Origin of the sequence: Microcystis wesenbergii NRERC-220 (genome assembly GCF_032027425.1) — a bacterium.
In the GTDB taxonomy this organism is placed as follows: domain Bacteria; phylum Cyanobacteriota; class Cyanobacteriia; order Cyanobacteriales; family Microcystaceae; genus Microcystis; species Microcystis wesenbergii_A.
In genome coordinates this window covers 987,758-1,003,847 of sequence record NZ_JAVSJA010000001.1, presented here as the reverse complement: position 1 = coordinate 1,003,847, position 16,090 = coordinate 987,758, and the positions used below count along the sequence as shown (strand labels likewise).

Sequence of the window (16,090 nt, the reverse complement as noted above, 5' to 3'; positions counted from 1 at the left end):
CGATATATCTAGGGTATGCTGAATATTACTGGAAGCCTTACTAGAAAACGGTTTTGGCACTTTTTTGACTAAAAAAGTGCCAGAAACAAACGTTGAGAAATCGATCCGAGGGACTCAAAATTCTTGCACTTTCCGGAGGCGATTGCAAAGGGTTCCGCTTCCCAGTGCGCGAGGTCATTCTGTTATTCTGACTTCCCCGACTGACGACCGACGACCGGCTACCGACTCCTAACCCCACCAACAAACTTTTTGCCGCAAACCCTAAATAAATTTTTACCTTAATCTTTCCAGGGAACTTAGGAAAAAAGATTAATTTAGCCACGGTTCCGGTTAAGCAGATTGAGGTAAAAGTAGGCTCATCTAAAGGTAAGATTTCTTCAGTTGGTGACAACAAGCAATCAAACAGCAGAAACCAGACTGAAGTGAGGAGAAGGTTTGATTTAAGCAATAGGTATTGATTTGAATGTGGCGGCTGATTTATTGTAAGAAGATAAAGGTGTATATTTGGCTGGCAATTAATAGAAAAATAAATAAAATTACTGATTTATATTTAAAAAATATAAATCGCAAATCAGTTAAAAAACTATAAAAAATTTTACCAGTTATTGAACAAAAAACTACTTTTTATCTCCAAATATTACCCATTTATTGTCTCTGATAAACCTGGTATATTTATTAGTGCTTATTATTTATACAAGTCTTGCTATGCAAGGTTTTAAAGACTATATTTTAGAAAATTATTTCTATTCTTCTCCCTTACACACAGAAACAATAAGAGGCGATTTATCCACTTAATTATCTTTTCTATAATTGGGCTACAGTTTTTGGAAAATAGTCTTAGTATTTACTCTGTTGATTGAGAAACCCTGACCTAGTAAGCTAGGACGCATTTACGCAACGAATTTTAACTGCGCCTCAAGGAGTAATTTAAATGCACAGGCAGCTTAATACTTTCACGTTTTTTCATTCTCAATAATGCTTTTCTTATTGCTGTGACTCATCAGGCTATTGGATAAATTTAAGAAAAAATTTATTTTTTTGTTAAACTTGTCTATTTATAATCATAAATAGATGAGAGATTTAGCCCCAGGGCAGAAAAGTTGGGCTTGTCCTTTTCCCTAACCATAAACAGAAAAAATCCAACACCCCCAAGTAATTAACCGATTAATTTTCGGAAAATGGGGTGTGCCTGCTGATGAAGACAACATAAGTAAGTTCCAATTTATTTAGTACAGATATGTCATCTCTAGAAGATTCTTTGAGTTTTGATGGAGCCTCCCCAATCACCTTTGATTTAACAGGTTCCGACGATTTAAGTGTATCGAGGGAAACTCCTCCCTTAGGAGTCCTGAACTCTAACCCCTCCCCATCTACAGTATCCTCTGAGGCTGCCACGGTTCCAGTCTCCCCTGCTGCTACGGGCCAAGTGGTGTTTCCCGATCCTCTTAGTATTAACTCTTCTGGTTATTCCACCAGTCCAGGGTCGCGTCCTGCCTCTGTACCCACCGCTGCCCCCGTCACCTCCAGTCCAGGGTCCGGTCCTGCCTCTGTACCCACCGCTGCCCCCGTCACCTCAGAGCTAAAACCGGCAGCAACTAGCACCCTTGCCCCTTATGCTCCCAATCAAGTGATTCTCAAGTTCAAGCAAGGGATCGCCGCCGCCCAAGTTGCTCAGTTTCAGTCCCTCTTTGGTGCTGTTAAAACCCAGAAGATTAAACTAACGGGGGCAGAGATTTGGAAGTTATCCGGGTCGCTCTCTGTGGAGAAGATTCTGGCACAATATCGCTCCAATCCGATTTTTGAATACGTTGAACCCGACTATATTGTGACAAAAGGCACAATTAGTGCCCAGGCGACATTCCCCAATGACCCCAGTTTTAATCAACTTTGGGGACTGCATAACACCGGACAAAGTGGCGGTACTGCCGACGCGGATATTGATGCCCCGGAAGCCTGGGATATTCAAACCGGCGATCCTAATTTAGTGATTGGGGTTATTGATACGGGGGTTGACTACAATCACCAAGACCTAGTTGGCAATATCTGGACAAACCCAGGGGAGATTGCCAACGACGGCATTGACAACGATGGCAATGGCTACATTGATGACATTCGCGGTTGGGACTTTGCCTATAACGACAATAACCCCAGTGATGTTGATGGTCACGGAACCCATGTTTCGGGAACCATTGCTGGCAAAGGAAATAATGGGGTAGGCGTGACGGGGGTGGCTTGGAATGCCAAAATCATGCCACTGAAGTTCCTTGATGATACGGGGTCAGGCTCTACCTCCAATGCCATTAAGGCAATTAACTATGCGACGGCCAAAGGAGTTAAGCTCACCAATAACTCCTGGGGAGGAGGCGGTTATAGTCAAGCGCTCTACGATGCGATTAACGCAGCGGGTCAGGCGGGGGCTTTATTTATTGCGGCGGCTGGTAATGATGCAAAAAACACTGACACAAGCCCCTCCTATCCTGCCAGCTACAACCTAGCTAATATTATTTCCGTTGCTTCCACCACCCGCACCGATGCTCTCTCTTCGTTTTCCAACTATGGCTTAACCAGCGTAGATTTAGGCGCACCTGGTTCAGAGATTTACAGCACCACTCCAGGCAATACCTATGCCACCTATTCAGGGACATCCATGGCCAGTCCCCATGTGGCAGGGGCGGCGGCTTTGTTGTGGTCACAAAATCCTACCTGGACAGCCCAACAGGTGAAAAACACCTTAATGAACACGGGCGACCCCCTGGCATCCCTTGCCGGTAAAACGGTTTCTGGTAAGCGGCTCAATATCAATAATGCGCTTACTGCGACTGAATTACCGTCCGTAACCGTCAGTGTCAGTCCCAGCAGTGTGCAGGAAGACGGTGCGACTAACTTGGTTTATACCTTTACTCGCACCAACTTAAACCTGAGTTCTCCCCTGACCGTTAACTTCGGGGCGAGTGGCATAGCCAACGCCGCCCCGGTGGGAAGCGACCCAGCCGATTACAACGTATTAACAGGTAGTGGTGTCACCTTCGACCCGACGACGAAATTGGGAACCGTCACTTTTGCCGCCGGTGCGACAACGGCAACGGTCGAGGTTGATCCCATTGCTGACACCGTACAGGAAAACAGCGAATCAGTTATTTTAACCGTCAATTCTGGGACCGGCTACATTGGCGGTTCTCCTAATACAGCAACGGGAACTATTATTTCTGAGGAAGGATTTAGCACCTACTTCTCGGATGATTTTGCCAATAACACGAAGGGTTGGACTCTGGGGACAGAATGGCAAATCGGTGCTGCCACAACTTCTACGGGTCAAAGTTATGGCAACCCTGATCCCGGAACGGACAATACTCCCACAGCCGATAATGGTGTAGCTGGGGTTGTTATTGGTGGAAATGCCTCTACAGCCTTGCACGACTTCTATTATCTAACCAGTCCGATCATCAACACCAGTACGGCCAATCAGTTGTTCCTTGAATATGCCCGTTGGCTCAATAGTGACTACACTCCCTATATGCAGAACACAGTGGATATCTTCAACGGTTCTAGCTGGGTCAATCTCTGGAGTTCAGGAGCTTCTCCAGGAGTCCAAGAAAACGCTTGGACCCCTCAACAATTTGATATTAGCGCCCACAAGAGTGCCTCAACTCAAATTCGTTTCGGGTTCAATGTTGGTAGCACTGGTGTATTTACAGTAAGTTCCTGGAACGTTGATGATGTCAAAATCTATGGTGATGGGGGCGCGGCGACAAAATCAATCTCAATCGCCAAAACCACCGACGGTAAGGAAGCAGGTTCAGTGAGCAGTGTCTTTACCCTCACCCGCACCGGCGACCTCTCCAGTGCCTTAACCGTTAACTACACCCTAGCGGGTACTGCTACCCTCGGCAGCGACTACAATGACCCCAGTTTAGGCCAAGCCACCTTTGCGGCATTTTCCCCCACTGCTACCATCACTCTGCCCACCATCGACGATAGTGTGGTAGATCCCAGTGAAACCATCATCACCAAAATTACCGCCCCCGCCGGCTACACTATCAGTGGACCTGACACGGCTACGGCCACCATTCTTGACAACGAGTTTACCACCTACTTCTCGGATGATTTTGCCAATAACACGAAGGGTTGGACTCTGGGGACAGAATGGCAAATCGGTGCTGCCACAACTTCTACGGGTCAGGTATATGGCAACCCTGATCCCGGAACGGACAATACTCCCACAGCCGATAATGGTGTAGCTGGGGTTGTTATTGGTGGAAATGCCTCTACAGCCTTGCACGACTTCTATTATCTAACCAGTCCGATCATCAACACCAGTACGGCCAATCAGTTGTTCTTTGAATATGCCCGTTGGCTCAATAGTGACTACACTCCCTATATGCAGAACACAGTGGATATCTTCAACGGTTCTAGCTGGGTCAATCTCTGGAGTTCAGGAGGTTCTCCAGGAGTGCAAGATAACGCTTGGACACCTCAACAATTTGATATTAGTGCCTACAAGAGTGCCTCAACTCAAATTCGTTTCGGGTTCAATGTTGGTAGCACTGGTGTATATACAGTAAGTTCCTGGAACGTTGATGATGTCAAAATCTATGATGATGGGGGCGCGGCGACAAAATCAATCTCGCTCGCCAAAACCACCGATGGGAAGGAAGCTGGTTCAGTGAGCAGTGTCTTTACCCTCACCCGCACCGGCGACCTCTCCAGTGCCTTAACCGTTAACTACACCCTAGCGGGGACAGCGACTCCAGGTGTTGACTACACAGGCACTACTCCTAGCAGCGTCACCTTTGCGGCAGGTTCATCCAATGCTACCATCACTCTGCCCACCATAGATGACCTCTTGAGTGATCCCAGCGAAACCATCATCACCACAATTACCGCCCCCGTCGGCTACACTATCAGTGGACCGAGCACGGCTACGGCCACCATTCTTGACAATGATGGTAACTCAGCCAATAACAACTTGGTCGGGACAAGCTTTGCCGATGCCCTAGCTGGAGTGGGAGGTAAAGACACCATCAGCGGTTTAGAAGGTGATGATACCCTCGATGGTGGGGCCAATAATGATAACCTGAGAGGCGGTCTTGGCAAAGATAGCCTGACAGGAGGCACTGGATTGGATACTTTGAACTACAATTCCCTCGGTGAGTCGCTGCTGAGTGGCTTTGATGTTATTCAAGGCTACAGTGGCACAGGTGCTAGTCTTGATCGCATTAATGCCCCTGGATCTATTGCGGCAATCAATTTGACCGCATCGAAAGGGACAGCTACTTCTTTAACCGAAGCGGCGATTCAGTTGGTCTTGACTAATGCGGCCTTTGCTGCTAACACTGCGGCGGCCTTTAAAGTGACAGGTCAAAGTGGTACTTTTATCGCTCTCAACAATGGAGTGGCTGGTTTCCAAGCCGCTAGTGATGCGATCATTCAACTGAGTGGTTACAACATTGCTGTCGCTACACCAGTGGTAGTGATCTAGATTGAGAGATCATTTAAGTTTGCAGGCAGTAGGAGAAGAGTCTCCTACTGCGACTGGCGGTCTTTCAGAATCTATGAGATTAAACTCTTTTGGGCTTAATCGAGAAGTATTGGGCCTGGATTGGCGAGGATAGCCCCGAACCAGTGGCAAATAGTCATGATCAGTCAGTCTAAATCTTTCCGGGGAACTTTGAGAGCAGCTAAGGAAAAGAGATTAATTTAGCCACAGTGTCCACGGTTTGCTGGCGACAGGTGCGACCATCGGCCAGGGTTCTTTCACCGTCCATATAACCCATAACCCCGTTATGATGGGTCGGCCCCAGGAAGATAATCTTGATAATGCCGAGACGACGGGCTTGATTCCAGTAGGACAACCAAGCGATCGGCCAGCGTTCGGGAAAAATCGTCCAGCCGATCGGTTCTACCGTATCCCGTTCACCGACTAAATGATAGAACCGATCCAACTGCAAAAAACCGACATTGCCGCTAAAAACACCCCCTAGAGAAATCATTTCGATCGGTACTTTCAAGAATTTTTTGAGATAGATAATTGCACCCAAGGAAACCTGAGCGCCGCCACTATAACCGATAAAAGTAATTGGTATCTTACTGGCCAAGGGATAATCATTGTGTAGTAATGCCTCAAGAATCACTCCCGCCGAACCCTGATTAAAAATTGGTCCGTAGCGATCATCGGCCGAAACCACGATCTTAAATAAATTCCGCAGATTGATTAAAGCCATTACACCGTTATGCCCTTTCTGACCGTTTGTTTCCACCCATTGCCAGAAACCGGCTAGAGGGCGCTCGGAATCGGTTAAGGCGCGATTAGTGGTGGAATAGGGCATAATATTGCCGACGATCCGCACTTGCGTCGGTAAAACCCCGTATAGTTCGGCCAGAAAATTTTGGGCGTAGGGTTTCAAGCGAGTGGACTCCTGACAGATGCCGTCGAGTTGACACTCCCCCGCTAACCGCTCGCGCGGTGTAGCAAGGGATTCTTGATTCATAGGCTCTTGACTAGATCGAACAGATTTAACTGAACGACCCCCGCCAGACCGCCTCCGCAAGGGTTTTCTAATACGGTCAGTCCGACCGCATTTTTTCCTCGATTCTTGATTACTTTTGCTGATGCTGTATCTCTCGGTTCAATGTGACCGCAAGAATCACACCGGTGAACTCTTTCCGATAACGACTTTTTGCCGGTAATCGCGCCACAATTCGGACACTCCTGGGAAGTTCCGTTTTTATCGACTTTAAGATAATATTTTCCCCGTTTCCAAGCGACAAACGGTAGTATCTCGTTAATAAAACTACCGATACCCGAATCTAGAGATTGTTTTCTGACGATACCCCTAGACCACGAAACGAAGTTAATATCCTCAACGAAGATATTATCAGCAAAATCGCAAAGGTAATGACTTAATTTAAAGTGCCAATCTCTACGAGTATTAGACACTTTTTCAGGTAATCTTGCTATCTTCTCCTGAAGTTTTAACCAATTGTTCGAGCCTTTGACTTGATGTTTCAAGCGTCTTTGTAGCAATTTAAGCTTACTCTGTACTTTCAACAAAAATCGAGGGGCTTTGATTAAATCTCCTCGTGAAGTAGCGACAAAACTTTCAATTCCCGCGTCAATTCCTAAACAGGTCTTCCCAACTGTCATATCGGGAACTAATTCCGGAGATTGGAAGGAAACCGAAACGTAAAATCCCGACGCTTTTTGGATAATTCGAGCTTGTTTAGGCTCGAATCCGGACGGGTATTCTCTAGATTGCCTGATTCTAATTTTTCCTAATTGTGGAAAATTCAAGCATCCATCCCCTAGAAAGTTTTTTGACAGCGCAGGAAAAACCAAACTCCGCATCTTTTTCTTAAATCTAGGAAAGCCGAAGCCTTTCGATTTCATCTGGTTAAACGCCTTATCTAAAGTTTTTAAGACTTGCTGTAAAACTTGAGCGTTAACCGTCTTTAATATCGGGGAAACTTTTTTAGCTTCCGTTAGATTTTTAGCTTGAACGAAGTAATTTGGATAGGGTTGATCCGCAGGAATTATGTACTCGGAAACTAGCGAACAGTGATCCGCCAGACACTTTCGAGAGTTTAGCCAGTCTTTTCGCTCCGAGAGCGCGTAATTATAAACGCTCTTACAAACATCAAGAATGTGGACGATCTCCCGTTCCTGTTGCCTGTTTACCTTTAGTTTGTACTGGTAGGTAAGCGTTATCACTGTCGTTTGTTTCGTGATGTAAAATTAAATTCTAACACTTACTGCCTAATATGTCAACCGATTACAATCATGGATTTCGCTCTGTTTACAAACTTACTGCTCATGTTGTATTTGTCATCAAATACCGACGAAAAGTTATTAACAATGAAATCTTAGCCCGACTTAAAGAAATCTTTGTATCAACGTCACAAAATGGGACAGCACATTACTTGATTTCAACGGTGAATCGGATCACGTTCACCTGATTATCGATTACAAGCCTGACATCGCTTTATCCAAGTTAATTGCCAATCTTAAAACAGTTAGTAGTCGCTTAATTAGAAAGGAATTTCCGTACTTAGCGGCAAAGTATTTCTACAACAAACCCTATTTTTGGACGGGAGGTTATTTCGTGGCCAGTTGTGGCGGCGTTACTGTCGAACAACTAAAAAAATACGTCGAGAACCAAAACTCCCCAAAAGTGGAAACGCTACCGCGTTAGTTTTATTCTGGTGGCGATTCATCTCCCGTTAAACTGCGTAGCGGTTAACGGGAGATGAATCGCTCCATTGAGATAGATCGCCCGACCAGCGTAGGGAAGAGCAATCGCTCATCCGAAGATAAAGGGTGCGTAACTAAATCCTAGGGTACTGGCCACCTCAAATAGGCGGGTATCACCCCGAAATAAGAGGATAGTGACTAGCCAAAGTCCAGCGGCCCAAATGCCAAAATTAAAAGCGTAGAGAATAGAAGTAATTAATAAACTAAAAATAAAGCGGCTGGGGGGAATCCGGTTAATAAATAAGACAAAACTTTGTCCTATCGCCTCGGAAACACTAGCGATAAAAACAACGATAATCGCTTCTTCCAAACCAAAGCGCAGGGATTTAATGGTGACGAAAGCCCGGGGATCGAGAACCAGCACACCGAAAAGAGTCGGCCAGGAAGGGGCAAGAAATAAAAGCAGCAATCCGGCGATTCCTAGTAATCCCAAAAGAGCCAAGGCTTGAATGAGTTGTTTCACGGGCATTGTTAAAGTTAGATCAGTTAATTATGAGAAGGTCAGAGCGGGCGATCGAGGTTTACTGGCGGCTAGTTTGTCCGCCGATACTTAGGATCATTGAAGATGGAAAAAAATCAAATATCATACTGAAGTGAACCGATAATTTTCTCCGGCTCCGCTCAAAATCCTTGATTCTGTCCTATCCATAATAAACTCATTCTCCGATGACAAAACCTATCCGGGTTCAATCACCGCTAAAATTTCTCGCCCCCCATTTTAACCCCTTGGTCTTGGCGGCAATTTATCGGCTGTTGCCCTTCTATTTGCGATCGCAATGTCAGATTGAGCGGGTGGAAGGGGAAAATAGCGAAATTCTCGTCGATTGTTACCGCCGTTTCCAGGCTGGACAGTTGCGGTTTCTGCTTGCCTATCGTCATTCCAGTACTAACGATCCCCCCTCCTTGATCCATTATCTTCATACCAACCTGCCTAAAATGGCGGCAAATGAGGTAATAAGTTTAAATAAGCCAGTTTTTGGCTATTTTCTCTACGATCGAGGGATTCCCCTCTGGGCAGGTCCAGTGGCTAATTGGCTCTTACCGGCGATCGGTGGCGTTCCCGTGAGCCGCGGTCGTCCCGATTTCGGCTGTTTGCGTACCCTGCGCCATCTCTACGTTCGCGGCCAATTTCCCTTGGCCATTGCGCCGGAAGGCTATACCAACGGTCACGGCGAACTGGTCAGTCGTTTAGAATTGGGCTGCGCTCAAACCAGTTTTTGGTGTGTCGAAGAGCTGGTGGCAGCGGGGGAGAATCAGCAGGTGTCTATTGTCCCCATCGGTGTGAGGTATCAGTATTTAGAAAATCCCTGGCCGAAGATTTGGCAACTCTGTCGGGCGATCGAGCGCGAATGTGGTTTTTCTCTGGGGGATGGGGCCAATCGGCAATTATAACAATCTCTCTCATCGAGGGAATGGAATCCAACGCAGCAATTGACCCCAGAGGAAGAGGCCCTACTCTACCCGAAACTATTGCGTATTGCTGAATATTTATTAGAACAAATGGAAAGTTTTTATCGGCGTTTCCATACCGCCATTCAGTTAGAGGAACAAGCGGCAAAGTTAGTGGGACTTAAACGCTCAACAAAGGTTTAATCGAGTATAATCGTTACAGAATAAGCACTTAACGTTGAGAAATCGGCGATGAAAGAGACAACCCCTAGCGATGCCTCCCTGCTTTGACCGATGGTGTGGACGGTTTGACAATTGCTTCAAAAACGAAGCGCAAAAAAACGGCTTCAGACAATATTTAGGAGGATTATTAGGGGAAAGTGAGAGGAAAAACCTCACTCAAATGGCCAATAATGCCGTCGGAGTAGTTTATAACCGATTACATCACTTTTTGACCGAATCTCCCTGGTCAGACCGTCAGGTGAATGAATGTCGGTTGCAAGTGATGAACCAATGCCGCCAGACGCAAATCCCCCGAGGATTTACGCTGATTGTCGATGACTCAGGACATCGAAAAAGTGGCAATCTGACCGCCGGAGTTGGGAGGCAGTACTCGGGAGAAATTGGCAAGACAGACAACGGAATAGTCGCCGTCACTACTCATCTCTACGACGGCAAAAAAAGTGTCCCCCTAGACATTGAAATTTATCAACCGGCTAGTTCCTTAGCCGAGGGGAAAGAAGACAAAGAATTTAAGAAGAAACCAGAGATAGCGATAGATTTAATTGACCGGAGCTTAACCAGAGGCTATCGACCGAAAATCGGGTTAATAGATGCTGGTTATGGCAATAACACGAGTTTTCTAAAAGCCCTGGAAGAAAGAAAGCTAAAATACTTAGGAGGAGTAGCCAAAAATCGAAAAGTAATTATTGAAAAAGAAGGGGGTGTGGAAGAAACAATCCAGCTTGAGCAACTAGCAAAAAGCTTATCAGAAGGGGATTTTGAGAAAATAACTATTCAGCTAGAGCGAGAAAAAACGGTTTGGGTAGCAGTATTCAGTGCGAAAATATCTAGCCGAGAAGGAGAAAGGAACTTTGCTATCGTCATCAAGGCAAGTTCAATTGAAAAAGCTACAGAGGTGGACTATTTCATGACCAATGTAGTTGAGGCAGATACAGTAACAGCGTCGTGGATAGTGAGGACTTACACCGAAAGAAATTGGGTGGAAGTATTCTACCGAGAAGCCAAAGGATGGTTAGGGTTAAGAGAATACCAAGTCAGGGATAAACGAAGCTTACTTCGTCATTTTATCTTGGTGTTTTGTGCCTATACATTTATCTTGTGGCATAAGTTAACTGGGGGATTGCAAAGGCGGTGGGCGAATCGACCTTTAAACACTTTTGTGGAAGCCTTGGAAGCTTTTCGGACAGCGATGTCTTTCCGTTTCTTTGAGTGGCTGACCGAGAATCGGGATGTGTTTGCCGCTTACAAAGCCAGTTTAGGCTTTGTTTGGGCTTGAAATTTGTTTAAGTCCCATTAGCCAATTTGAGTCCGACCGAGGGATTAACCCTGCGTTTACAGGGATTGATGGATGCAGTACTAAAAATGTTGGAGGGATATCTGCAAATGCCGCCGCATGGCGATCGTAATTTGATCGAACGCGCCCACGATATTGAGGATACGGTCTGGGATTGGCTCTATCGTCGGGACGTGGACATCCAAACTCTCTCGGACGTGGAAAGAGGTTTGGCGGCTCTGGTGGCGGCGGAAGCGCATCAGCATCTCTGGCACATGAGATGGGTGGAGAATTTTGTCGTCGTCACCGGCCATTATTTACAAAATAAACCCACCGCTAGAAGGTTTGCAGAGACTTTATTGATGATCAATGCCCTGATTCACGAAATTACGGGCAAAGGCCAAGCTTGGCCGACAATTGCACCACAAAAGGCGATAATTACCGTAGCAGAACCCCTCGATGTGACGGCGCGCTGGCACAGCACCTATCAACGGGACGGGGCAGCCAAAAAACAAGCGGTGCGAGAATTAACTAGCACCTTAAAAAAATCTTTAGAATCGATGATAAACCCTTGACATTAGGAACTAAATATGATATGACAACTAGGAACTTTACCCACGATCGCCGTTATCAGCGTCATCGCGATCATTATTTTGCTGAATGTCTTGGTGGCTTGGTTTCACTATAACGCTCTGGTAATTCTCCCCCCCGAACATCGCCGGTTTCCACCAGTATGGATGTGGTTGATGATCATCCCGATTGTTCACAGGGTTTTTATCTGGATTATCTCAGCTTTCAAGCTACCAGCATCCTATCGCTCGGCTTTAGGAGAAAATGCTCACCGGTTTGGTAGTTGTAATCAGCGTCTGGGATTAGCTTGGGCGATCGTGGCCACTACCCTATTTTTACCCGTAGTTGATATCCTCAGTTTTGTGGCCTATGTGGTTTTAATGATTATCTATTGGCAGAAACTCAACAAAATGCAGAAATATCTCCTACAGAAATAATCTTTCAGTCACTGGCCTGTAATTGCTAATCTTTGCTTATCTTCTCATCCCTTAATCCCGCGAATGAGCATTGCCAAATTAATTATCTCGATCGTCGCTCGACTTTTGACCGGGGCAATTTTCTATCAACCGACAGAAGAGAAAATTATCGCCCTTACCATCGATGATGCACCCACCCCCAACGATCCGGAAGGAAAATCCACTGATCGCATTCTAGCAGCGATCGCCGCTCATAATCGAGAAAAAGCCAGCCCAGCAACCCCCGTCAAGGCGACTTTTTTTCTGATCACAGGACACCTGCAACCCAACTCCACCTTGATTGAGTGCCTAATCGCCCAAGGTCACGAAATCGCTAATCACGGCACCCAAGATCTCCGCACCAGTCAACTGGCTGCCGGTGCTTTTGCCAGTCAGTTTCGGGAAGCTAACGATATTTTAAGTCGTCTTGCCGGTCAAGCACCGCGCTGGTATCGTCCCGGTCAAGCCTTCTATAATCAATCTATGCGCTCGTTTTTGCGGAAATTCCCGGGCTACGAGTCCCGATTTGCTCTCGCTTCCATGATCCCTTTAGATACCAGAAAAGGAACGAATCATCCTCAATTTACCACTTGGTATATCTCGCAATTTATTTTTCCTGGGGCGATTTTAGTGCTTCACGGTGGTTCCCCCGAAAGAGATGAGAATACGGCGATCGTGCTGAAGAATTTATTAGCGAAATTACACGATCGAGGTTATCAGGTGGTGACTCTCAGCCAATTAGTTGATCACAAACGTTATTAAGTAGTCGTGCAAAATTAATTTCTTGGTTAGGATAGGCAGAAGGCAAGAGGCAAGAGGCAAGAGGTAGTTAGATATTAAGTAGTCGTGCAAAATTAATTTCTTGGTTAGGATAGGCAGAAGGCAAGAGGCAAGAGGCAAGAGGTAGTTAGATATTAAGTAGTCGTGCAAAATTAATTTCTTGGTTAGGATAGGCAGAAGGCAAGAGGCAAGAGGCAAGAGGTAGTTAGATATTAAGTAGTCGTGCAAAATTAATTTCTTGGTTAGGATAGGCAGAAGGCAAGAGGCAAGAGGCAAGAGGTAGTTAGATATTAAGTAGTCGTGCAAAATTAATTTCTTGGTTAGGATAGGCAGAAGGCAAGAGGCAAGAGGCAAGAGGTAGTTAGATATTAAGTAGTCGTGCAAAATTAATTTCTTGGTTAGGATAGGCAGAAGGCAAGAGGCAAGAGGCAAGAGGTAGTTAGATATTAAGTAGTCGTGCAAAATTAATTTCTTGGTTAGGATAGGCAGAAGGCAAGAGGCAAGAGGCAAGAGGTAGTTAGATATTAAGTAGTCGTGCAAAATTAATTTCTTGGTTAGGATAGGCAGAAGGCAAGAGGCAAGAGGCAAGAGGTAGTTAGATATTAAGTAGTCGTGCAAAATTAATTTCTTGGTTAGGATAGGCAGAAGGCAAGAGGCAAGAGGCAAGAGGTAGTTAGATATTAAGTAGTCGTGCAAAATTAATTTCTTGGTTAGGATAGGCAGAAGGCAAGAGGCAAGAGGCAAGAGGTAGTTAGATATTAAGTAGTCGTGCAAAATTAATTTCTTGGTTAGGATAGGCAGAAGGCAAGAGGCAAGAGGCAAGAGGTAGTTAGATATTAAGTAGTCGTGCAAAATTAATTTCTTGGTTAGGATAGGCAGAAGGCAAGAGGCAAGAGGCAAGAGGTAGTTAGATATTAAGTAGTCGTGCAAAATTAATTTCTTGGTTAGGATAGGCAGAAGGCAAGAGGCAAGAGGCAAGAGGTAGTTAGATATTAAGTAGTCGTGCAAAATTAATTTCTTGGTTAGGATAAGCAGAAGGCAAGAGGCAAGAGGCAAGAGGTAGTTAGATATTAAGTAGTCGTGCAAAATTAATTTCTTGGTTAGGATAAGCAGAAGGCAAGAGGCAAGAGGCAAGAGGTAGTTAGATATGTGGAATTAATTTTGCTTAGGTACTTAGGTAACATTTTAAGAATAAGAAAAGATGATGGTAATCTGACAATATTTAGCGATGACGGTTGCCAAGAGATTTTCATCAATCTCGATGGACTTGTTTACCCTGAACAATCCTGTATTTTTTAACAAGTCAGTCCCGATGAAAAAATTTTCACCACCAGAGATGAAAGAGGTTTCCTTCCCTACACCCCACACCCGTTCGGACCTCGGCGTGAGACTTCGGACGTTCGGCGAGCTCAGTCGAGCCGCGTGAGCTTTTGTCGAACGCTCGGTCGAACGCTGAGCTCACGGCCGAAGCCCACACCCCACACCCTCTTTCAAGTCAGACTAAATCTTTCCGGGAGGACTTGAAAAATTGCCTTGCCATAAGTTGATATTTGAGAGACGAAAATATAGAAGCAGCTGATTAAGCTAAGACGCATTTAAACAGCTTATTCTTAAATTAGCCGAACCTCCCCCACCCCCCCTGCCCCCCTTATTAAGTAGGGCTGTTTCATTTAAATTAAGTACAGCTGATTTTGAGTCAATAAATTTGACTAAAGATTCTCAAGTTTATCTTTATCTAACCAAAAGAGTTAGTCACAATAATTAATCTTTAATATTCTACCAATATTTATTATGAATAGATTGATAAAGCTTGTTCCCAAGGCACTAAAAGCCTATCTCTCTTGAAATTGTCTGAGAGTACATCCTGTTAATTTAGCTAATTTTTCTGCTTCTTACGTCGATAAAACTATCAGTTTTTCCCAACGTTCAGCTAACCACCTCTGTCTCTCCGTTATTGAGAGAAAACCTAAACTTCTGAAAAGATTCAATCCCATGGTTGTGAGAATTGACCAATTGCTTGCCGCTTGAAAATCACTGATCTGGCTTTTATCTTCCTCAAAAATTACATCTTTTACCCAATGTAACTGATTTTCTATTTTCCAATGTCCTCGAATAATTTCAGCCAATACTTGGGCGGATGCGGTTAGGCTACTGATATAGTAAGCTGTTTCTTCATAAGTTTTATCTCCGCGACTACCCCTTCTTTCTAATTTAAAATTCTGTGCAGATTTTCAAACCCTTGTCTTTCATTTTTCCTCACTTTAAAAACTTCTATTTTTCTTGATATTTTTCGACCATGACTATTATCTTGTTCAAGAAAACAACTTTCTGGCTTTGAGGAACTACTCAGGTCTTGAATTCGCTGATGAAGATTTTTCTGATTTCCTTTAACGGTGATAACATCATCATTTTTACTCTTGATTATTAAGCTGATTGTTTTCTTCTGACAGGGTCAAGCATCGCCAGTAAACACTTTATTTTGGAGAGAGCAATGCTCAATTATAGCTTGACCTTCCTCGATTTCAGACCCTTTTTTGTTTTCGATTCTTTTTAAGTGTAATACTAATCCACTTTCTTGACTAAACAATGAGATAAACATGATAAAATTTTGTTGTTCATTGTTAGGATTATTTCGGGTGTTTTTGAGACTTTTTCCATCTATATCTAGCCAATTTATATCACCTCTTTGTCCATATTCTTCTAATGCCCATTCATTGAACACTTTTAACAGACTCTGCCATTCCATTCCCATGATTACCCTTCTAATTGTTGAATAGGATGGGACTCTTTCTGGAATTATGTTAAATTCTTGACTGAGCCTGTGCCGACCCTTCGACTTGGCTCAGGGCAAGTTATTTTTAGCGAACTCTCCTAGCTCTCTATAACTTAAGTATCCTAGCATTGTTCCCAGTATTATTACTACTAATACTATCCATAAAGGGTGTCTTTTTCCTTTATCTTTCCGAAAGTCCTTGACTTGTTTCAGTTTTTCTATTAAGCTCAACATATATTTAAAAGTTGCCGGTCACTTCTCATTTTAGAAAGACAGTGATCGCTTTTACTTTTGATATTCTGATGGGAGAATGAAACAGCCCTAGGGTTGGGGGGGGTTGGGGGTCTTGCCCCTTGCAA

The 16,090-nt window shown here is 44.6% G+C and carries 9 protein-coding genes and 3 pseudogenes; 8 read left to right on the top strand and 4 right to left on the bottom strand.

The genetic code is table 11. The features are described 5' to 3' along the window. Positions 1-1,237: 1,237 nt before the first annotated feature. Positions 1,238-5,479, top strand: coding sequence for a S8 family serine peptidase (locus tag RAM70_RS04980; RefSeq protein ID WP_312672561.1), 4,242 nt, complete (start codon positions 1,238-1,240; stop codon positions 5,477-5,479). A 199-nt stretch (positions 5,480-5,678) separates the two neighbouring features. Here the strand turns inward: RAM70_RS04980 and RAM70_RS04975 are convergent, their stop codons facing one another. Together RAM70_RS04975 and RAM70_RS04970 are read right to left on the bottom strand one after the other, a co-directional pair. Further along, complete coding sequence (locus RAM70_RS04975) at positions 5,679-6,488, bottom strand: hypothetical protein (RefSeq protein WP_190381901.1); 810 nt, start codon at positions 6,486-6,488, stop codon at positions 5,679-5,681. Further along, positions 6,485-7,708, bottom strand: a complete 1,224-nt coding sequence (locus RAM70_RS04970; protein WP_312672559.1) for an RNA-guided endonuclease InsQ/TnpB family protein — start codon at positions 7,706-7,708, stop codon at positions 6,485-6,487. The genes RAM70_RS04975 and RAM70_RS04970 overlap by 4 nt, the downstream gene beginning before the upstream one ends. 50 nt (positions 7,709-7,758) lie before the next feature. Between RAM70_RS04970 and tnpA the strand changes: the two are divergent. Further along, a pseudogene (gene tnpA / locus RAM70_RS04965) lies at positions 7,759-8,189 on the top strand (IS200/IS605 family transposase). Between the two features lie 108 nt (positions 8,190-8,297). Here tnpA and RAM70_RS04960 read toward each other — a convergent pair. Beyond that, complete coding sequence (locus RAM70_RS04960) at positions 8,298-8,717, bottom strand: hypothetical protein (protein ID WP_312672557.1); 420 nt, start codon at positions 8,715-8,717, stop codon at positions 8,298-8,300. A gap of 197 nt (positions 8,718-8,914) precedes the next feature. On the opposite strand from RAM70_RS04960, the gene RAM70_RS04955 reads away from it, so the two are divergent. The 6 genes and pseudogenes from RAM70_RS04955 to RAM70_RS04930 all read left to right on the top strand — a co-directional run bounded on the left by RAM70_RS04955 (position 8,915) and on the right by RAM70_RS04930 (position 12,940). Next, positions 8,915-9,640: a lysophospholipid acyltransferase family protein gene (locus RAM70_RS04955; protein ID WP_312672555.1), complete on the top strand. Its 726-nt coding sequence runs from the start codon at positions 8,915-8,917 to the stop codon at positions 9,638-9,640. A 39-nt stretch (positions 9,641-9,679) separates the two neighbouring features. Beyond that, the gene (locus RAM70_RS04950) at positions 9,680-9,841 is read left to right on the top strand and encodes a hypothetical protein (RefSeq protein ID WP_312672553.1); all 162 of its coding nucleotides are present in this window, start codon (positions 9,680-9,682) and stop codon (positions 9,839-9,841) included. Positions 9,842-9,889: 48 nt separating this feature from the next. After that, positions 9,890-11,156 (top strand): annotated as a pseudogene (locus RAM70_RS04945) (IS701 family transposase). A 26-nt stretch (positions 11,157-11,182) separates the two neighbouring features. Continuing rightward, complete coding sequence (locus tag RAM70_RS04940) at positions 11,183-11,728, top strand: hypothetical protein (RefSeq protein WP_312672551.1); 546 nt, start codon at positions 11,183-11,185, stop codon at positions 11,726-11,728. Positions 11,729-11,821: 93 nt separating this feature from the next. After that, positions 11,822-12,160 (top strand): hypothetical protein, encoded by a 339-nt coding sequence (locus tag RAM70_RS04935; protein ID WP_312672549.1) that lies wholly within the window; start codon positions 11,822-11,824, stop codon positions 12,158-12,160. 63 nt (positions 12,161-12,223) lie between these two features. After that, the gene (locus RAM70_RS04930; protein ID WP_312672547.1) at positions 12,224-12,940 is read left to right on the top strand and encodes a polysaccharide deacetylase family protein; all 717 of its coding nucleotides are present in this window, start codon (positions 12,224-12,226) and stop codon (positions 12,938-12,940) included. Between the two features lie 1,910 nt (positions 12,941-14,850). On the opposite strand, the pseudogene RAM70_RS04925 reads toward RAM70_RS04930, so the two are convergent. Continuing rightward, a pseudogene (locus RAM70_RS04925) lies at positions 14,851-15,965 on the bottom strand (ISAs1 family transposase). Between the last annotated feature and the right edge of the window lie 125 nt (positions 15,966-16,090).

What these genes read in the sequence shown, in the direction of transcription:
- RAM70_RS04980 (WP_312672561.1), top strand. Translation starts at nt 1,238, where the DNA reads ATGTCATCTCTAGAAGATTCTTTGAGTTTTGATGGAGCCTCCCCAATC.
- RAM70_RS04960 (WP_312672557.1), bottom strand. Translation starts at nt 8,717, where the DNA reads ATGCCCGTGAAACAACTCATTCAAGCCTTGGCTCTTTTGGGATTACTA.
- RAM70_RS04930 (WP_312672547.1), top strand. Translation starts at nt 12,224, where the DNA reads ATGAGCATTGCCAAATTAATTATCTCGATCGTCGCTCGACTTTTGACC.
- RAM70_RS04975 (WP_190381901.1), bottom strand. Translation starts at nt 6,488, where the DNA reads ATGAATCAAGAATCCCTTGCTACACCGCGCGAGCGGTTAGCGGGGGAG.
- RAM70_RS04955 (WP_312672555.1), top strand. Translation starts at nt 8,915, where the DNA reads ATGACAAAACCTATCCGGGTTCAATCACCGCTAAAATTTCTCGCCCCC.